Annotated in this window: 18 protein-coding genes; 10 read left to right on the top strand and 8 right to left on the bottom strand. The window is 43.9% G+C overall.

Going from position 1 to position 19879, the window contains the following annotated elements:
• Nucleotides 1–336 precede the first annotated feature (336 nt).
• The gene (polA, locus tag IW644_RS12135; RefSeq protein WP_269917827.1) at nt 337–3126 is read right to left on the bottom strand and encodes a DNA polymerase I; all 2790 of its coding nucleotides are present in this window, start codon (nt 3124–3126) and stop codon (nt 337–339) included.
• A 421-nt stretch (nt 3127–3547) separates the two neighbouring features.
• Here polA and elbB point away from each other — a divergent pair, with 421 nt between their 5' ends.
• Together elbB and IW644_RS12125 are read left to right on the top strand one after the other, a co-directional pair.
• Nucleotides 3548–4201 carry an isoprenoid biosynthesis glyoxalase ElbB gene (gene elbB / locus IW644_RS12130; RefSeq protein WP_179981874.1) on the top strand — a complete coding sequence of 218 codons (654 nt, stop codon included), beginning with the start codon at nt 3548–3550 and terminating at the stop codon, nt 4199–4201.
• Between the two features lie 251 nt (nt 4202–4452).
• Nucleotides 4453–5904: a TrkH family potassium uptake protein gene (locus tag IW644_RS12125; RefSeq protein WP_179981875.1), complete on the top strand. Its 1452-nt coding sequence runs from the start codon at nt 4453–4455 to the stop codon at nt 5902–5904.
• Nucleotides 5905–6051: 147 nt separating this feature from the next.
• On the opposite strand, the gene trkA is transcribed toward IW644_RS12125, so the two are convergent.
• The 4 genes from trkA to def form a co-directional block, all read right to left on the bottom strand.
• Nucleotides 6052–7431, bottom strand: a complete 1380-nt coding sequence (trkA, locus tag IW644_RS12120) for a Trk system potassium transporter TrkA (RefSeq protein ID WP_136782368.1) — start codon at nt 7429–7431, stop codon at nt 6052–6054.
• Nucleotides 7432–7494: 63 nt separating this feature from the next.
• The gene (gene rsmB, locus IW644_RS12115; protein WP_269917826.1) at nt 7495–8814 is read right to left on the bottom strand and encodes a 16S rRNA (cytosine(967)-C(5))-methyltransferase RsmB; all 1320 of its coding nucleotides are present in this window, start codon (nt 8812–8814) and stop codon (nt 7495–7497) included.
• A 2-nt stretch (nt 8815–8816) separates the two neighbouring features.
• Complete coding sequence (gene fmt, locus IW644_RS12110; RefSeq protein ID WP_269917825.1) at nt 8817–9767, bottom strand: methionyl-tRNA formyltransferase; 951 nt, start codon at nt 9765–9767, stop codon at nt 8817–8819.
• Nucleotides 9768–9775: 8 nt separating this feature from the next.
• Entirely contained in the window at nt 9776–10285 is a 510-nt protein-coding gene (gene def, locus IW644_RS12105; protein ID WP_179981878.1) for a peptide deformylase, read from the bottom strand.
• 216 nt (nt 10286–10501) lie between these two features.
• On the opposite strand from def, the gene IW644_RS12100 reads away from it, so the two are divergent.
• From IW644_RS12100 to IW644_RS12070, 7 genes are all read left to right on the top strand, one after another.
• On the top strand, nt 10502–11575 hold the full coding sequence (locus IW644_RS12100) for a LysM peptidoglycan-binding domain-containing protein (RefSeq protein ID WP_442864436.1): 1074 nt from the start codon (nt 10502–10504) through the stop codon (nt 11573–11575).
• Nucleotides 11576–11613: 38 nt separating this feature from the next.
• On the top strand, nt 11614–12723 hold the full coding sequence (gene dprA, locus IW644_RS12095; protein WP_269917824.1) for a DNA-processing protein DprA: 1110 nt from the start codon (nt 11614–11616) through the stop codon (nt 12721–12723).
• Between the two features lies 1 nt (nt 12724).
• The gene (locus IW644_RS12090; protein ID WP_014947732.1) at nt 12725–13201 is read left to right on the top strand and encodes a DUF494 family protein; all 477 of its coding nucleotides are present in this window, start codon (nt 12725–12727) and stop codon (nt 13199–13201) included.
• Nucleotides 13202–13286: 85 nt separating this feature from the next.
• Nucleotides 13287–13829 (top strand): DNA topoisomerase family protein, encoded by a 543-nt coding sequence (locus tag IW644_RS12085; RefSeq protein WP_269917823.1) that lies wholly within the window; start codon nt 13287–13289, stop codon nt 13827–13829.
• Between the two features lie 57 nt (nt 13830–13886).
• Nucleotides 13887–14492: a Sua5/YciO/YrdC/YwlC family protein gene (locus tag IW644_RS12080; RefSeq protein ID WP_269917822.1), complete on the top strand. Its 606-nt coding sequence runs from the start codon at nt 13887–13889 to the stop codon at nt 14490–14492.
• A complete protein-coding gene (gene hemF, locus IW644_RS12075; RefSeq protein ID WP_179981883.1) occupies nt 14489–15421 on the top strand; it encodes an oxygen-dependent coproporphyrinogen oxidase in 933 nt (310 codons plus the stop codon). The genes IW644_RS12080 and hemF overlap by 4 nt, the downstream gene beginning before the upstream one ends.
• Before the next feature lie 212 nt (nt 15422–15633).
• Nucleotides 15634–16314: an OmpW family outer membrane protein gene (locus IW644_RS12070; protein WP_269917821.1), complete on the top strand. Its 681-nt coding sequence runs from the start codon at nt 15634–15636 to the stop codon at nt 16312–16314.
• A gap of 115 nt (nt 16315–16429) precedes the next feature.
• Here IW644_RS12070 and IW644_RS12065 read toward each other — a convergent pair whose 3' ends face one another.
• Entirely contained in the window at nt 16430–16861 is a 432-nt protein-coding gene (locus IW644_RS12065; RefSeq protein ID WP_269917820.1) for a group II truncated hemoglobin, read from the bottom strand.
• Between IW644_RS12065 and aroE the strand changes: the two genes are divergently transcribed.
• On the top strand, nt 16860–17699 hold the full coding sequence (gene aroE / locus IW644_RS12060) for a shikimate dehydrogenase (protein WP_269917819.1): 840 nt from the start codon (nt 16860–16862) through the stop codon (nt 17697–17699). The two genes, IW644_RS12065 and aroE, sit on opposite strands and share 2 nt — an antisense overlap.
• On the opposite strand, the gene IW644_RS12055 is transcribed toward aroE, so the two are convergent.
• Nucleotides 17696–18238 (bottom strand): gamma carbonic anhydrase family protein, encoded by a 543-nt coding sequence (locus IW644_RS12055; RefSeq protein WP_269917818.1) that lies wholly within the window; start codon nt 18236–18238, stop codon nt 17696–17698. The genes aroE and IW644_RS12055 overlap by 4 nt on opposite strands.
• Before the next feature lie 26 nt (nt 18239–18264).
• Nucleotides 18265–19083, bottom strand: a complete 819-nt coding sequence (locus tag IW644_RS12050; RefSeq protein ID WP_179981888.1) for a glycosyltransferase family 2 protein — start codon at nt 19081–19083, stop codon at nt 18265–18267.
• Nucleotides 19084–19879 lie beyond the last annotated feature (796 nt).

Genomic DNA, 19879 nt, shown 5'->3' with positions numbered 1-19879 from the left:
GCATAGAGCGAGGCGTAAACTGAGAGAAAACACATAAAAACCGTAGATATAGAGTAGCAGTAATCAAAGAAGTTCAGGAAAAATAGAAAGAAAAATCACTTAAATTGTTATGTGTCTGATATTTAAAGGTTATTTGTTTTCTACAGACATAAAAAAACCCCGACAAAACTGTCGGGGTTAAAGCAAAGGTTTGAAAACAGCTTTCTCACCTCTGTACCCTACATGTGTAATATTACAACAAAGCACAGAAAAGGCAAGGGCGTTATGTAATTAAATTACCAAATTTAATGAAAATGAACGGCCTTTTAATGTGAAAACTGTAATCTAATTACCAAACTAATGAGCTTCATCCCAGTTTTCGCCCACGCCAGCCTCAACAACCAGTGGTACATTAAGCGTAGCTGCGCTTTCCATAAGTGCAGTAATAGTAGAGACATAGGTCTCAACCTTGTCTTCTTTTATTTCGAAAACCAATTCATCATGCACTTGCATCATCATGGTTACATCGTCAGATGCATTTTTTCTGATCCAGTCGTCAACTTTAATCATGGCCATTTTAATAATGTCTGCCGCCGTACCTTGCATTGGCGCATTGATTGCTGCGCGCTCCGCACCTTTGCGGCGTGCGCCATTACTGGCTTTAATATCAGGCAAGTATAGCCTGCGACCAAATACCGTTTCTACATAACCCTTTTCTTTTGCACTCTCACGAGTAGAGTCCATATATTCAAGCACACCAGGGTAGCGCTCAAAGTAAAGGTCCATGTATTTTTGGGCTTCATTGCGTGGAATATTAAGTTGTTTAGATAGTCCAAACGCACTCATACCGTAAATTAAGCCGAAGTTAATCGCTTTCGCACTGCGTCGCTGCTCGGTCGTTACCTCATCAAGCGGTACGCCGAATACTTCCGCAGCGGTTGCTTTATGAATATCTTTACCATGAGCAAAGGCATCAAGTAGGCCTTTATCGCCAGAAAGGTGCGCCATAATGCGCAGCTCAATTTGAGAGTAGTCAGCTGCGACAAACTTATTTCCTTCCCTTGGAACAAAAGCCTGACGTACGCGACGACCTTCTTCATTGCGAATAGGAATGTTTTGTAAATTAGGATCGGTTGAAGAAAGACGCCCTGTTGCCGTTACCGCTTGATGATAAGACGTATGCACCCGACCTGTACGATGATTGATCATCTTAGGAAGTTTATCGGTGTAGGTATTCTTTAGCTTAGTTAAGCCGCGGTATTCCATGATCTTTTTAGGCAGCGGATACTCAAGCGCCAGTTCTTGAAGTACATCCTCAGAAGTAGAGGGCGCGCCTTTTGGCGTTTTCTTGATAACTGGCAGCGACATCTTTTCAAATAGAACATGCTGAAGCTGTTTTGTTGAGCCTAAGTTGAACGGCTCGCCCGCTTCCTCATGAACCTCACTTTCTAACTCGGCAATACGACTAGCAAGATCTTGGCTTTGTTGATTAAGTCTCTGGCTGTCAATCAGTACGCCTTCTTGCTCCATGCGAGAAAGAACGCACGCAAGAGGAACTTCAACGTCTATCAACAAGTTTTTAAGTTCCGGAATATCTTTTAACTTTGTCCAAATAGCGTTATGTAAGCGAAGCGTAATATCAGCATCTTCTGCTGCATATGGGCCTGCTTCTTCTAGGTCAATTTGGTTAAAGGTAAGCTGTTTTGCGCCTTTGCCAGCAATTTCTTCAAAGTGAATGGTTTTATGACCAAGATAAGCTAGAGCTAGTGAGTCCATATCGTGGCGCTGGGCGGTGCTGTTTAGTACATAGCTTTCAAGCATGGTGTCAAAGCCAATGCCATTTAAGGTTATGTCATAGTTCGCTAATACATTTTTATCGTACTTAATATGCTGGCCTACTTTGATAACCTTGTCTGATTCCAAAATAGGTTTTAATGCCTCTAGTACAAACTCACGCGATAGCTGTGCCGGCGCATCGGGGTAATCATGGGCTACAGGTACGTAAGCTGCTTCACCTTCTTCTATACAAAATGAAACGCCAACTAATTCGGCATCCATGTAATTAAGGCTAGTCGTTTCGGTATCAAAGGCAATTAACTCTGCTTTCTCAAGCTTAGCGATCCAAGTGTTAAAGCGCGCTTCATCAAGCACGGTTTCGTATTTCGATTTGTCGATATCTACCGAAGTACTTTGCTCACTTTCTTGTGCACTGCTGTTATCTTCACTGCTAGTCGTTTCACTATTTGAGGTATCACCGCCCGCCATAAGCGCGCTTACTTCTGTATGCCAGCGTTTAAATTCATACTCAGCAAATAGATCGCGAAGTTGTTCGTTATCAGCTTGGCTAGGCATCAAGGCTTCAACATCATACTCTAGGTCAAGATCGATGCTAATAGTGGCTAGGGTATAAGAGAGTCGAGCTTGCTCCTCGTACTCCTGCATTTTAGCCGCCATTGACTTGCTACCTCTAAACGATAGATCGGCGATTTTATCCAAATTCTTATAAATATCGTCGATACCGCCAATACCATTAAGTAAGGCTTGAGCACTTTTATCGCCTACACCAGGTACGCCGGGTATGTTATCTACCTTGTCGCCTTTTAGTGCAAGAAAGTCGATCACAAGCTCTGGTGGAATGCCAAACTTAGTATTTACACCTTCAACGTCCATTACCTGATTGGTCATGGTGTTGATCAAGGTGACATGTTCATTCACCAATTGCGCCATGTCTTTGTCACCGGTGCTGATAAGGGTATCAATACCTTTCTCTGTGGCATGTTTGGCTAATGTACCTATAACGTCGTCCGCTTCTACACCCGACTCGACAATGACAGGTAAGCCCATTGCCTTAATGATGGTATGTAATGGTTCGATCTGGCTTCTTAGCTCATCCGGCATAGGTGGACGATTCGCTTTATACTCTTTGTAGATGTCGTCGCGAAAAGTTTTTCCTTTAGCATCAAAAATTACCGCCATGTGCGTAGGGTTGTATTGCTTGATCAAGCTTTTGAGCATGTTCACAACACCATAAATGGCACCGGTATCTTGGCCTTTTGAGTTCGTTAATGGTGGTAAACCGTGAAAGGCACGAAAGAGATATGACGATCCATCGACAAGAATAAATGGAGGCTTTTTAGAATCTGGCATAGCGGGCGATTTTCCAATATACAATATGAGCGCAAGGATGCCACAGGCTAGGGCAGATCGCCATATCATGAAGGAAGATTAAAGGTGACAGCCGATCATATTTTGCCTGTGGATAACTTTGTGATCTAAAGTTTCAGGCACAGTGATCCGGATGATCTTTGTCAAGTTAAAGATCACCTTCTAAATCAAGAAAAATAAGGGAATGAGACTAAGGTGTGAAAACAGCGTACCTGCTACTAATCATTCCATTTTGTGTGGATAACTTGGTGTACGTTTATTTTTGGTTTAACCAAGTTGGTCAAGTAATGTAGCATAACCGTTAACATTGTATACACGTATTTATAAGAACTTTTTTTGTACACTTGTGTGTTTAATAGCCAAATTTTGAATAAGTAGATGGCATAACGTCTAGGAGGACAATATGAAACAAGTAGCCGTTATTTTAAGTGGTAGTGGTGTGTTCGACGGGGCAGAATTACATGAGGCGGTATTAACGCTTTTAGCCATTGAGCAAGAAGGGGCGTCTTATCAATGTTTCGCGCCTGATGTAGAGCAACTTCACGTGGTCAATCACTTAACTGGTGAAGTGGCGGAAGGTGAAACCAGAAACGTATTGGTAGAGTCAGCCCGGATAGCCAGAGGCAATATAAAGCCTGTCACTGATTGTGACGTTAATGCATTTGATACACTTATATTGCCCGGCGGCTTTGGTGCGGCGAAAAACCTATGCACCTTTGCTGTAGACGGTGATAAATGTACCTTTAATGAAGAGGTTCTTGAGGTCTGTAAGGCATTTGCACAAGCTAAAAAACCTGCAGCTTATGCGTGTATTGCACCCGCATTAGCCGCTAAAGTGTATAGCAACAAGACTAAGCTAACTATTGGCGACGATGAAGCCACGGCTTGCGGCTTGAATGCCTTAGGTGCCACCCATGTGGAGTGTCCGGTAGATGAGGTTGTGGTGGATAATGATGCAAAGCTGGTAACCACACCTGCCTATATGTTGGCCCAAAGTGTTAGTGAAGCGAATGCGAGTATTAGCAAAATGGTTAAGACTGTACTTGCCATGAAATAGAAAGCTTGGGGCTGGCTTTTTTGAACCGAAAAGTTAAGCTTCATTCTATATAATTAGCTTGATGTTGTGGGGAGACAAAGGTTTCCCCTTAGTGATTATAGTCCTATAATCAAAACCCTATACGAAACACATTGAGATTACCTTTTCTGTTTTAGGTAACGACGTTTGTTTTTTGAAGTCAGTTTAAAAAACATTAAAACTAGGGCACTTAAGCCCTTATGCGCGCTATAAAAATAAAGGCATAATAAACAATGCACTACCGTGCCATCATACGAATACTCGGGTTACTAATAGCGCTTTTTAGCGTAACCATGATCCCACCAGCTATTGTGTCGTTGATATATCAAGATGGTAGCGGTCTTCCTTTCACTCTCGCTTTTATATTCTGTGTCATTGGCGGCATGGCCTTGTGGTATCCCAATCGTCAGCAAAAAAATGACTTAAGAGCGCGAGAAGGTTTTTTAATAGTCGCGCTATTTTGGTCAGTACTGGCAAGCGTGGGTGCAATTCCACTTATCTTGCTTGAGCAACCTAGCATGACAGTAACCGATGCTTTTTTTGAATCGTTTTCTGGCCTGACGACCACAGGTGCTACGGTTATCGAAGGGATAGATTTTCTTCCTCATTCAGTGCAATTTTACCGTCAACAGCTTCAGTGGCTAGGCGGTATGGGTATCATTGTACTAGCCGTTGCCATATTACCTATTCTTGGTGTTGGGGGCATGCAGCTGTATCGAGCTGAGACGCCGGGCCCGGTTAAAGATAATAAGATGACGCCGCGTATTGCCGATACGGCAAAGCACCTATGGTATATCTACCTAACTATCACCATTGCGTGCGCGGGGGCATATTGGCTTTCAGGTATGAATGTATTTGATGCTATTTGCCATGCATTCTCAACCGTAGCCATTGGTGGGTTTTCTAACCATGATGCGAGCTTAGGGTACTTCAACAGCCCCATGGTAAACGTGGTTTGTACAGTCTTTTTACTTATTGCTGCGCTGAATTTCTCGCTGCACTACGCCGCGGTAAGTTCACGCTCAGTGAAAGGCTACTTTAAAGATCCAGAATTCAAAGCGTTCTTTATTATTCAAGCGTCGCTAATTAGTATTTGTTTTCTAGTACTAACTCTATCAGGCTACTATAGTTCCGCTGAGCAAGCCTTAGATCAGGCTATGATTCAGGCCGTGTCCATTAGCACGACGGCCGGATTCGCCACTACTGACTTTTCTGTATGGCCTACCTTTTTACCCATAATGCTTATTTTTTCTAGCTTCATAGGCGGTTGCGCCAGCTCCACAGGTGGTGGCTTAAAGGTTGTACGAGTGTGCTTATTGTTTTTACAAGGTAAGCGTGAAGTAGATAGACTTATCCACCCTAAAGCCGTGTACAGTGTAAAGTTTGGCGACCGCGCCATGCCGGACAGAGTGGTAGAAGCTGTATGGGGGTTTTTCTCGGCTTATGCGGTAGTATTTGTGGTAATAATGATAGGTCTAATTGCTACAGGTTTAGATAACCTCAGTGCTTTTACTGCAACGGCGGCCATGCTAAATAACTTAGGCCCAGGCCTAGGCAGTGTGGCAGCAAATTATGCCGATGTAACTGATGCCGGTAAATGGATCCTAATAACGGGTATGGTGTTTGGTCGACTAGAAGTCTTCTCATTACTGGTACTATTCTCGCCTACGTTCTGGCGAAGCTAATATCTAGAATTGAAGGCTTTGCTAAATCTTACGGTTTAAAACCAGCTAAAAAAAGGGCGATATTCATCGCCCTTTGCCTTATAAGTCTATATTCGAATCGCTGTACCCGAATACCTTTGCGAAGCTTTAAAAGAGCGGGGTATAGCGCTAGCCAAAGAAAAATGCACTGGGCTGGAACAGCTTTTCTACATCATTGATGTACTTCTTATCTACCAAGAACAAAATGACGTGATCGTTCGCTTCTATCTTAGTATCACTATGGGCGATAATTACCTGTTCGTCGCGAACAATAGCACCTATAGTCGTACCAGGGGGTAGCTTGATGTCGCCAATTTGCCTGCCAACCACTTTAGATGTGTTTTCATCGCCATGGGCAATAGCTTCGATAGCCTCTGCGGCGCCACGACGTAATGAGTAAACGTTAACAATGTCACCACGGCGTACGTGCGTAAGTAGTGCCGAAATCGTGGCTTGTTGTGGTGAAAACGCAATGTCTATCTCGCCTCCCTGAACGAGATCTACGTAAGCACTTCGCTGAATAAGCACCATGGCTTTTTGCGCGCCCATACGCTTTGCCAGCATGGCCGACATAATATTCGCTTCATCGTCATTGGTAACTGCAATGAATGCATCGACCTGTTCGATATTTTCTTCGCTAAGCAATTCAGGATCAGACGCGTCACCACTGAAGACAATGGTTTTATCTAAGTTGGCAGATAGATATTTTGCACGCTCTGGGCTGTACTCAATAAGCTTAACGTTATGATTGTGTTCAAGCTTCTTCGCTAACCCTGCGCCAATTAAACCACCGCCGGCTATCATAATGCGTTTGTAGCTAGACTCGAGCTTTTGAAGCTCACTCATTACTGCACGAATATGCTTGGTGGCGGCAATAAAGAACACTTCGTCATCTGCTTCTATAACCGTTGTTCCCAGTGGACGAATAGGGCGGCCGCGACGGTAAATTGCTGCAACCCGGGTTTCCACATTAGGCATGTGATCTTTAAGCGCAGATAACGCGTGGCCTACCAATAAGCCGCCGTAATAGGCTTTAACGGCTACCAAGCTTGCCTTGCCTTCTGCGAACTCAACAACCTGAAGGGCACCGGGATAATCGATAAGGCGTTTAATTGCTTTGGTTACCAGTTGCTCTGGGGCAATAATGTGGTCTACCGGAATGTCTTGCTGCTTATATAGCTGCTCTTGATAAATAATGTATTGTTCTGAGCGTACACGGGCAATTTTTGTGGGCGTTTTGAAAAGGCTATAGGCAACCTGACAGGCAAGCATGTTGCTTTCATCACTATTGGTTACGGCTATCAGCATATCAGCATCTTCCGCACCGGCTTTGCGCAATACATCTGGGTGTGAACCCACACCTGTAACAACCTGCAAATCAAGGCGGTCTTGCAGCGCGCGCAGAATAGTGGGGTCAGAGTCAATAACGGTAATTTCGTTATTTTCACCTACTAGGTTTTCAGCAAGAGTTCCGCCTACTTGTCCGGCCCCTAAAATGATGATCTTCATCGTTATTATTTTGCCTTCATATCTGTGCAGGCCATAACTATGTAACCTGCACAACTATTAAACTCAGTCTACCGACTTTACCAGCCTCGCATAATAGAAACCATCCATTTGTTGTTCCCCTGGCGTTATCTGACGTCCAGGTTTATCTATGGTTTCTGTTTTCACTACAGGCGATAACTTGGCATTTGGCGTGTCGGCTAGAAACTGCTGTATTTGTGCCATGTTCTCTTTTGGTAAAATTGAACAGGTTGCATAAAGCAAGGTACCGCCTGGTTTTAATAGGCCCCACAGCGTATCTAATATACGGCGTTGTAGCTGCGCTAAATTGTCGATGTCATTGGATTTTCGAAGCCAGCGAATATCTGGGTGACGACGTATGACGCCAGTAGCAGAGCAGGGTGCATCCAGTAATATTCTATCGAATGGCTTTCCATCCCACCAAGTTTCTGGGTTAGCGGCATCACCCTGCTTAATATCCACGACGTGTTTAAGACGCGTCATGTTTTCTTCTACGCGTTTTAGGCGTGTAGCATCGGCATCAAGTGCCAACACGTATTCAGTATCCGGGGCGCATTCAACAATGTGCCCTGTTTTTCCGCCTGGTGCGGCGCAACAATCTAAAATACGCTCATTTGCTTGCGGCTGTAAGTAGTGTGCGGCTAATTGCGCTGCGCCATCTTGCACCGCAAAGTGCCCTTTATCAAAGCCAGGCAGAGCTGTAATGTCTTCACGTTTAGTCAGAATTACTGCATCTGCGTGATTGTCGCTAAGGGTATATTCTACGCCAACACTATCTAGCGCCTCGGTAAATGCTGCCAATGTTGTTTGCAGTTTGTTCACACGAAGCCAGATAGGAGCCATAGTGTTAGTTTCGCTACGCACTTGGTCTGCATCGGCGCCATAGGCGTTTTCTATTGCCTTAAACAGCCACTTAGGTAAACCGCTGTTTATAATGGCATCGTCTACATTTTTGTCGGCAAGGTTCTCTCGCTGAAAATTGCGTAATACCGCATTCACCAAACCTTTAAGCGCTGCTGCGTTTAAATAAGACGCTGCAGCAACTGTTTCACCTACTGCAGCGTGATTGCTAACCCGTGAAAAGTTAAGTTGGTACAAGCCAAGAAGTATAAGGTGTTCAATAACCTTTTTATTTCCTTTTAAGGGTCTATCTAACAAAGAACGCAGCCAGTGCTGTAAAAGAGGAAGGCGACGCATTACCCCTAACGACATCTCTTGAATCCATGCGTTATCTTTGGCGTTGTGTCTGCGTTGAACGCGTTCTAGGCATTCACGCGATGACTTGCCTTGTTCTAAAATTTGATAAATGACCCACGCACAATCTGCGCGCAGGTTTTTTTGTTTGGGAAGGGGTAATGGTTTCACGTTTAGTCCGCTTGTGTCAGACAACGGCCCACTTCAAACCACGTTTGGCGAGCGTTGATAACGTCTGACGCTGGTAGCGCCTTTTTACCTGGAATTTGAAGTGTTGTGATGCAAAGTGCGTCGCGCCCTGTTGCTATGGTTATGCCTTCTTTATTAGCACTAACGATCGTACCTGGCTTAACCTCTTTATCTAGTGTAACAACGGTAGCTGACCACACCTTCACATTTTGATCTTCTACCTTCATCCACGCTACTGGCCAAGGGTTGAAGGCACGAATGTTTCGTTCTATTTGCTTGGCATCGTCTGCCCAATTGATAAGCGCTTCTTCTTTAGAAAGCTTTTTCGCATAGGTGGCCATAGCGTCATCTTGTTTCGTAGGCCTATAGCTTTCAAAGTTGTCGACAACTTCAACTAATGCTTTTGGTCCTAGTTCTGCAAGCTTGTCATACAAAGTGGCGCTAGTGTCTTCAGGTGTAATAGGTAATGTGGCGATGTGCAGCATATCACCAGTATCTAAACCTTCATCCATTTGCATTATGGTTACACCTGTTTCAGCGTCACCCGCCCATATAGCGCGCTGTATTGGAGCTGCGCCGCGCCACTTTGGCAAAATAGAACCGTGGACATTAATACAACCTAGCTTAGGAGCGTTAAGCACAGCAGTAGGTAATATTAGGCCATAAGCAACCACCACCATTAAATCGGCATTTAGCAAGGCTAACTCTTCTTGTGCTTCTGGCGCTTTTAACGACTGAGGCTGATACACAGGAATGGCATTTTCTTCAGCTAGCACCTTAACTGGACTGGCTGTGAGTTTCTTACCACGGCCAGCGGGCCTATCAGGCTGAGTGTAGACAGCAATAACCTCGTGCTCACTCTCTAACAACGCCGATAGATGTTTAGCTGCAAAATCCGGAGTACCGGCAAAAATTACTTTTAATGGAGTTGTCACGTTATTCCCTAGGCTTTTGCGGCAAGACGCGCTTCTTTCTCAAGCTTTTTACGAATACGTTGGCGCTTAAGTGGCGATAAATAATCGATAAAAAGCTTACCTTTTAAATGATCGAGTTCGTGTTGAATACAAATAGCCAGCAGGCCTTCGGCATCTAACTCAAAGGTCTCGCCATTCTCATCTAACGCTTTAACCGTTATTGCTTCAGCGCGCTCAACCTTGGCGTAGTTACCCGGTACAGACAAGCAGCCTTCTTCGCTAATTGTGGAACCATCTTTACGAATAATTTCAGGGTTAATAAATACGCGAGGCTCGTTTTGATCTTCCGATACGTCCATTACAACAACTTGAACGTGGCGGTTAACTTGCGTCGCTGCAAGGCCAATACCGTTCTCGTCTTTCATGGTTTCGAACATGTCCGATACCAATTGTTTAATTTCGTCGTTAACTTCTTCTACGGGTTTAGCTACCGTGCGAAGACGTTCATCAGGAAAACTTAATACGTCTAAAATTGCCATTTCTCGCTTACTTCACCTTTTCGCTGTATAAATTCATATACGATCTAATTGCCAGCACGCTTTACAGTGCTTATTAAGTTACTATTCTAACGTATATCGGGTGGTTTCGTGCAGTTTTTTGCCTAAACCCTACAAGAATACATACTTCTGCCGATATAGTGCTATTGTCTGAAAAATCAACAATAAATGACAGTGAATAATTTGCAGGTGGTCAATTTGAAAAAGCGATTAACATACGCGCGTCGTGCAGCAATATTTATTCTTGGAGTGCTTTTGTCTTTGCCTGCATTCGCGCTTCAATTAAAAGACACTGCGCCAGAAACCTATACGGTGAAGCGTGGCGACACCCTATGGGAAATTGCGAATATTTTTCTTAACGAGCCTTGGCTATGGCCAGAGCTATGGCGAACGAATACGCAAATAGATAACCCTCATCTTATCTATCCCGGTGATGTCATCGTTGTAGGTTTCATTGATGGTCAGCCTGTTTTAAGCGTGAAGCGCGACAAGCTCGCCTACAATCTGTCTCCGTCTACCGATAAGCGAATAAAGCCAAAACCTGTCGACGTCCTGTCTTGGACAACTATCTCTCCTTTTGTAAGACAACATATGTTGCTAGACGAAGACGACTATTCAGCCTTACCTAGACTCCTAGGTAATCAAGACGGAAATGTAAGGTTTGCTTCAGATGACTTTGTGCTTAGTCAGCAACAATTCAGTACTGACGACCAGTACAGAGTAATTAGAAAACACGCTACTATCAAAAACCTAGATGGAGAAACGCTAGGCATTCAGGTCACCCATATATCCAATGCTTCGTTGGTAGAGAAAGACCAAGCAGACGATACCATGCTGCTGTTTATTGATGACGCCAATCAAGAAGCAAAACGTGGTGACAAATTGATGGCCGGGGGCTTTACTCATCCAGAAGGTTTCGAGCTTACGCCGGCTACCTCACAACGAGGAGTAGTAGTAGGCGACTTGCATGATCACGACTTACTTGGCAAATATGATGTTGTTATTGTTGACCTTGGCGCAATGGATGTAGCGCCAGGCACAGTACTGGGGGTGTATGCTCAAGGCCCAGCCATTATCGATGAAGATAGCCCGCGTTATGTTGATGAACCCGGTGCTAAAAACGGTGGTGAGTGGTTTATTGATACGGTAGCACAGCCCGCACTCAAAGTAGGTGAGGTGATTGTTTTTAAAACATTCGATGCGGCAAGCTATGGATTAATAACAAGAGCGAATAAAGGAATTAAGCGCGGCTTTATTGTCGCTAAGCCTTAGACGCTGTAGGTTTCATTGTCGCTCACAAAGGAGCGACAATGAAACAGTACACTTCTCAATCAAACAGCGAGCTATTCGCATGGGTGGCACTGGCATCGGCTCAGCGCATCTCCCCTAAGACCTGGCTACAGACTCTTGAACATTATCAACTATCTCCTGCTGATTTAGCCGGTAATGCATCATCGCTTCCCGACGCTGTGAAACAGCTGGCAGATCAAATATCAAAGCCCCTTATTGATGCTGCTTTCTTATGGCAACAAGCGGCTGATGATAGACACATTATTTCCTATTCGTCTTCATACTACCCTCAATTGTTAAAGCAATTGGACAGTCCACCTCTAGTACTATTTGCAACGGGTGATAGTAGTTTGCTGCGAAGCCCGCAAATTGCCATTGTGGGCAGCAGAAGGGCTAGCATACAGGGTAAGCGTATCGCCAGTGAATTTGCATTAGGGTTGTCTAATAACGGGGTTGCCGTAACAAGTGGCCTTGCTATGGGCATTGATAGTGCCGCGCATCAAGGCGCTTTGTCGGGAAGTACAGGAACAGTCGCAGTGATGGGCACGGGGCCTGAAAAGGTCTACCCCGCTAAAAATCGCAAGCTTTACGAGGCAATAAATAATGACAAGGGCGTTACCGTCACAGAGTTTTTTCCAGGGCAGGGGCCTAAACCCTGGCACTTTCCCCGCAGAAACCGAATTATCGCTGCGTTATCACTTGGAACCTTGGTGGTAGAGGCAAAAATTAAGAGTGGCACCTTGATAACTGCGAATTTGGCCGCAGATATGGGGCGAGAAGTATTCGCTGTGCCTGGTAGTATCTTTCACGCGTACTCTGAAGGCTGCCATTTGTTAATCCAACAGGGCGCCAAATTAGTAACTAATATTAACGATATTCTTGATGAAATTGGTCTTCAGCCTAAACAACTGGGCTTGGATGTTAACGAGCAAAACGAAAAAAGTGCAGCGAATAACTTGGCAACCGATAAATTATTAGCTAGTGTGGATTATGACATCACCGCTATTGATGTTATAGCCCAGCGCAATGCCTTATCAGTATCGCAAGCAATGGCATCATTATTAGAATATGAGTTGCGTGGTTTAGTAGCCGCTGTCCCTGGTGGTTACGTTAAATTGAGGGGAAAATAATATGTTCGATATCCTCATGTATCTGTTTGAAAACTTCATACACAGTGAAACGGAAATTCGTGTTGATCAAGACGAGTTGACGGAAGAACTTGTGCGCGCAGGTTTCCATCACGATGAGATTTATAAAGCCCTCGCATGGTTAGAAAAGCTAGCGGCTCTGCAAGAAACGGATATAAAACCGTATTTTTGTAAAGGGATTAGCACCAGCCTAAGTCGTATTTACACCCACGAAGAACAGATGCGTTTAGATGTAGAATGTCGTGGTTTTCTTATGTTCTTAGAACAGGTTAATGTACTAGACGCGTCTACGCGTGAAATGGTGATAGACCGCGTTATGGAAATCGATTCCAATGAGTTCTGTTTAGAAGACCTCAAGTGGGTTGTGCTAATGGTACTATTCAACGTACCTGGCAAAGAGAAAGCCTACGCGCAAATGGAAGATCTTTTGTTCGAAGAACCAGATGGCGTGCTGCATTAATGCAGTCGTAGTCACTGGTACTTAAATCTTTACTTACAAAATGCGCTGTGAAATTACAGCGCGTTAAGGCCTTAACGTCTAATACATGTCTAAAATAGACCACTCACTTTTTTCAGCGCACGAGCATGCTCTAGATGATAATTTCGGAGACTGCCCCGAGTGCGGCAAGCCCCTTCATATAAAGAACAGTAAATCAGGCCCGTTCCTTGGGTGTACGGGCTACCCTGAATGCAACTTCAGTAAGCCGCTTCACGATAAACAAACCACTATTCTTAAAACCTTAGATGGTATAGCTTGCCCCGAATGTTCTTCTGACCTTGCTATAAAAAAGGGGCGGTTTGGTATGTTTATTGGCTGTACAAATTTCCCTACGTGCCATCACATAGAGCCCATTAAAGAAAAAGAAGACACCTTGGTAGATTGCCCAAAATGTAAGAAAGGGCATTTGATCTCGCGTACTAATAAATACGGTAAACAGTTTTTTGCGTGTAATCATTATCCACAATGTCGATATGTGCTAAATTTCACGCCGATAAGTGAAAGCTGCCCAGACTGCGGTTGGGGAGTATTGATAGATAAAAAGGGGCAGCTACAGTGCCCTCAGCCTAGTTGTGGCTTTAAAAAGTAGTTATATGATTAACTAAACGAACAACTAAACCAAGAACTATACAAAGAGATCAAAACCATGTCTGATACCCAAAATGGGAACGTGAATACGTTTACACCCGTTGAGGCTAATACATCTGAAGTAGACCCTGTTGTTGCCGCTTTTGAAGCGGGAAGTTTAATCGTTTATCCAACCGAAGCGGTGATGGGCATCGGATGTGACCCAGACAATGAAGCAGCGGTAAATGCGCTGTTAGAGATAAAACAGCGACCAGTAGAAAAGGGCGTTATTTTAATAGCTGCTAATTACAGTCAGCTATTGCCCTATGTTAACGACAATGCCATACAACCACATCGTCGCACCGATATTTTCTCAAGCTGGCCTGGCCCGAACACTTGGCTATTACCTAAGTCGTCATCGGCGCCTGTTTGGTTAACCGGTAAGCATAGTAAAATAGCAGTGCGCGTAACTAATCATCCAGTAGTAGTAGAGCTGTGCAATAAGTTAGGGAAGCCACTTGTTTCTACAAGTGCTAACCTAACCGGTCAACCGCCAGCCACCACTACTGAAGAGGCAAAAGCCGTATTCGCTGATTCCGTTTTCTACGTTGACGGTGCAGTAGGTGGTGCAACTAAACCCAGTACCATTCGCGATGGTGACACAGCAGAGGTAATAAGAGCATGACATCAGCAGAATTACTGGACGGTAAAAATGCCGCTGAAGTAATAGAACAAGTAAAAAGCTATCTACTAGGGCTGCAGGACACAATCTGCCAAACCCTCGAGCTCGCCGACGGAAAAGGTCAGTTTGTCGAAGACAGTTGGCAGCGTGAAGAAGGCGGCGGTGGTCGCTCTCGAGTCTTAAAAAACGGTGCGGTGATTGAGCAAGGCGGCGTTAACTTTTCACACGTGTTTGGCAGCCAAATGCCAGCATCAGCAACGGCAAATCGTCCTGAGCTTGCGGGCAGAAACTTTCAAGCAATGGGCGTATCACTTGTTATCCACCCACATAACCCGTATATCCCGACGTCACACGCAAATGTTCGCTTTTTCATTGCGGAAAAAGAAGGTGAAGCACCTATCTGGTGGTTTGGTGGTGGTTTTGACTTAACGCCGTTTTACCCGTTCAAAGATGACGTTGTGCACTGGCATGATACCGCAAAGAAATTATGTAAGCCGTTTGGCGATGATGTGTACCCTAAGTATAAAAAGTGGTGTGACGATTACTTTTATTTAAAGCATCGCAACGAAACCCGCGGCGTGGGAGGGTTGTTCTTCGATGACCTGAATGAGTTGGGCTTTGAACAGTCATTTGCGTTTATGCAGGCGGTAGGCAATGGCTTTATTGATGCTTACGTTCCTATTGTAGAACGCCGTAAGCAAACCGATTTTGGTGAAAGAGAGCGAGACTTCCAGCTATATCGCCGAGGTCGCTACGTTGAATTCAATCTAGTATTCGACCGCGGTACCCTGTTTGGATTACAAACCGGAGGGCGCACAGAGTCTATTTTAATGTCGATGCCGCCGTTAGCCCGCTGGGAATATTGCTATACGCCCGCACCGGGTAGTGCTGAAGCTAAGTTAACTGATTGGTTAAAACCTACTGACTGGTGAATTTAATTTAGTAAGGTCGCTTTTACCGATTTATCTGACGTCATTAATAACGAAAACGCCGTGCGAGTTGAACACACGGCGTTTTTTGATCTGCATCAAGTCCGAATATCATCTTTGTTTCAGTGAGTTACCAAGCTTGCGCTGGATCAATGTTTCTCTTAACCAAGGGCGTAAAGTAGCGCCATCTTAGTTAAACACAAAAGAGACACATCATGCGCAAACACTTTTTATCTGCATCTGCACTTTGTCTTACAATTGCTGCACTTTCACCTCTAGCTAGCGCTCATCAACAGGGCGATTGGATTGTCCGTGGCGGTCTAACTACCGTTGCTCCTGACGAATCTACTTCTAACATTGTCGCTGGTGGAACAGACCTCGGTGTTGCCCTTAATATTGATAATGATACCCAGCTAGGTTTGAACGTTGCGTACTTTATTACCGATAATATTAATATCGAGCTGCTTGCAGCAACGCCTTTTAAGCACGACGTGAACTTTTCTGTTGCAGACCCTCTTGGTACAGGGAACCAGCTTGGTGAAGTGACGCACCTTCCTCCTACATTAACCGCAAACTATTACTTCAACGACGCAAGCTCTGCATTTCAGCCGTACATTGGTGCAGGTATCAACTATACCTTTATCTTTGACGAAGAGTTTACGGGCGCAAATGAAACTGCGGGCTTAAGCGACCTATCGCTTGATAACTCATTTGGTGTATCGGCTCAGGTTGGTATGGACTATCAAATAGATACTAAGTGGCATGTGAACGCATCGGTTCGTTACATAGATATTGATACAGAAGCCACCTTCAAAGTGGGCGATGCTGCTGGAAAGGTTAGTGATATTGAAATAGACCCTTGGGTGTACACGATATCGGTAGGCTATACCTTCTAAGGCCTAAACCTAACAGTTGAAGCTTTCACAATTGCACTACTTTATACGCCACGAAGAGCGTAGACAGTAACAGGGGACTTGCGCGTTAAAAGGTTATTCCTTTCAACGCGCTTTTTTATTTTGTATTCACCATGTGATTGGCAAGTTGATCAAGTGCATCAAGTAACTGTTGAGCTAAAGCGATATCTTCTACCGTTTTAAACATGGCTTTGCGCATACAATACATCCACTGCGCCTTTAACTCTGGTGTTACTGTGTAGGGAAGGTGGCGTGCACGCAAACGGGGGGGGCCAAATTGCTGCTGATAATCGTCAGGACCACCCAGCCATAAACTCAAATATAAAAAGAATACATGACGAATTCTGTCTAATGGCTGAGGGTGAATAGCAAGTAGTTCATTTGCAAGTGGATCGGTCTCCATAATGTCATAAAACGTATTTGCTAATTCTCGTACTTTCTCCTCTCCACCTATACGCTCATATGGTGTACTCTGCGAAGCACGACTATCGCTTTTCTTCTTTATATTAAATAAGTCTCGTATTCCCATGAAAAAATTCGCTGTATTCGGAAATCCTATTGCACAGAGTTTATCACCAACTATTCATCAAATGTTTGCTGATCAAGTTGGAGAAAAGATTTCTTATGAAAAGATACTTGCGCCTGAAGATGGTTTTGTTGAAGCGGCCAAAGCGTTTTTAGCTCAAGAAAACGCTGTAGGCTGCAATGTCACCATGCCTTTTAAGCTTGATGCCTTTAACTTAGCACAAGTAGATGACCAAGCAGCTAAAGATGCACAAGCTGTTAATACGTTAATGAATAGTGACACTGGTGAACTATTAGGGTTCAACACAGACGGTGTTGGACTAGTAAATGATTTACTAAATAGTGGCGTGAAAATTAAAGATAAACGCGTATTGCTTATCGGTGCCGGCGGTGCAGCCCGTGGTGTTATTTCTCCGTTATTAAAAGCGGGCGCTGCTTCACTGACTATTGCGAACAGAACGAAAGCAAAAGCTGACGAAGTCGCAAGCGCCGCGTCTAACGCAAAAGTGCAGGTGGTGCCTCTTGAAGATATCGCATCGATAGCACCTCATATTATTATCAATTCAACAGCCGCTAGTTTAAATAATGAGTTGCCGTGTAGTTTGAACGATGGTGTTTTACAACACTGTGAAGTGGTTTACGACATGGTTTATAAAAACTCGCCTACGCGCTTTATGAGAGATGCGGCTGAGCTAGGTGTTAATACGCAAATAGATGGGTTAGGGATGCTAGTTGAGCAAGCTGCCGAAGCATTCTATATATGGACACAAAAGCGACCTGATACCTCGGACATTGTGAAACAGGTTAGAGATATTGTTGAGCAAAGTGAGAAGCGAAACTAGTTCGCTTCTTCTAGGTACTCATCTTTTAATACTACATAGTTCACGGCTGACTGTTTTAGAAATGCCATTTCAGCGTCGTTGAGTGGCCTTTTCTTTTGCATGGGGTTTCCTACATAAAGAAATCCGCTCTCTAATCTTTTGTTTGGCGGTACTAATGTACCTGCGCCAATGAACACATCGTCTTCAACAACGACACCATCCATTACAATAGCGCCCATACCGACCAGAATACGATTACCTAATTGGCAGCCATGCAGCATACACTTGTGCCCAATGGTAACGTCGTCACCAATAATAAGTGGAAACCCATCAGGGTTTTTCTCTGATTTACGGGTAACGTGCAAAACACTGCCGTCTTGTATATTACTGCGAGCGCCAATACGAATCTTGTTCACGTCACCGCGTGCAGCAACCAATGGCCAAATACTGGCATCATCTTTTAATACTACATCACCGACTATTCTTGCCGAGTCATCAATATAGACATTCTTTCCTAAAGTAGGTGAGACACCTTTAAAACTATCAATTGGTTTATGCATTGGCGCAACTCTTATTTATTACTGTTTTACTGTGATGATTCTTCTATTCCTACACGTGCCTTTATTACTTTATTCTTTTTAGTATCTTCACGTATCGCTTTGCTTCTCTGTAGCATTTCAGGCGTAACATATCCGCGTTTATGGTCAAGGTGTATGCACACAGCTGAATAACGTATGCGTTTAGCTTTTAGGCCATAGTTAACTAATCGGTCGCCAAATTCGCAATCTTGACCACCATATTGCATAGTTTCCTCAAAACCGTTTACTGCCAGAATGTGCTCTTTGTAACATGAAGCGCTATGTCCATTCCAAGTCGGGCGAGCCGGGCTTATCTTATTTAAAAACTCTGCCCAGGCTCCTCTTGCAGTGAGCTTCATCGTTTTATGCGTCTTTTTTAAACCTTTACTAACTAACCAATCCACATTGAATGCTCGCTGACTTACGATATCCTCACGTGTGATTGCTTTACTTACACTCATGGGTAATTTGAAATACCCACCAGAAAGATAGGTATTTTTCTCTGATAGTCTTAGATGTTGCTCTACAAAGTCGTTTCGAGGAATGCAGTCGCCATCTGTGAAAATTAAGTATTCGCCCTCAGAGGCTACAATAGCTTTATTAAGAATACGGCACTTTTGGAAACCATCGTCTTCTTGCCAGACGTGTTTGATAGGTATATCTGTTTCTTGCTTGAGACGTTGGATAAGTGCTTTAGTGTCTTCACGAGAGCCGTCGTCCGCAATAACAATTTCGAAGTTATCTGCGGTTTGTTCGAAGAAACCCCATAGTACTTTCTCTAACCACGCGGGTGAATTATAAGTTGTAAAAATGACGCTCGTTTTCATAATGCGTGATAGACCTCTATATAGTGTAGTTAAGCAATATTGATAATACGTATCCAACTCCCCGCTAACAGATGCTTATATACTGACAAAATTGAAAGCAAGTATCGGCAGGTTATTTCCCGTAGTTTATCTAAGTGTAGAGAGTAATGACACTGTCGCTGTTAATCACTATGAATCATATTATTGGTTAAAAAGGATTGTGGCATGCGTATGGAGTTATTCTTTTTAATTAACTTAAAACTAATGTGAGTATCCGAACAAACATATATAACGGTTCGATAAATACGTTCTTATAGCTTAATAGATACAAGTGGTTTAGTTTGAGGGCTTTAAATTGTTTAAATAAAGCGCATGTTGAGGGTAATTTAAGCGTTCAAAGCCAATATGACACTTTTTTTAAAATAAGTGTTGACGTGAGCGCTCATTTCCCTAAAATGCGCATCCGCTTCGGGGGAAAAGCAAAACAGCAACCCTCCTAAAGTAAGTCTCTACTACCTATATAGGCCAGTAAAGACGGGAGTTTAGAAGAAACGCTTCAGAAAATAAATTTTCAAAAAGTGTTGACAACGAAAACTTCCAGCGTATAATGCGCACCTCACTCGAACAGGGTGAGTCACTAAGAAGCAACGGCTTCTGGTGAATTGCGACGAAGTCGCAACGTTCTTTAACAATTTAGACAAGACAATCTGTGTGGGCACTCGTTAAGAGTGTCACAACGACGATTCATATTTCGATATATTTAATTGAAGAGTTTGATCATGGCTCAGATTGAACGCTGGCGGCAGGCCTAACACAT

Source organism: Alteromonas sp. PRIM-21 (genome assembly GCF_027563165.1).
In the GTDB taxonomy this organism is placed as follows: Bacteria; Pseudomonadota; Gammaproteobacteria; order Enterobacterales; family Alteromonadaceae; genus Alteromonas; species Alteromonas macleodii_A.
This window is presented reverse-complemented; position numbering and strand designations above follow the sequence as displayed.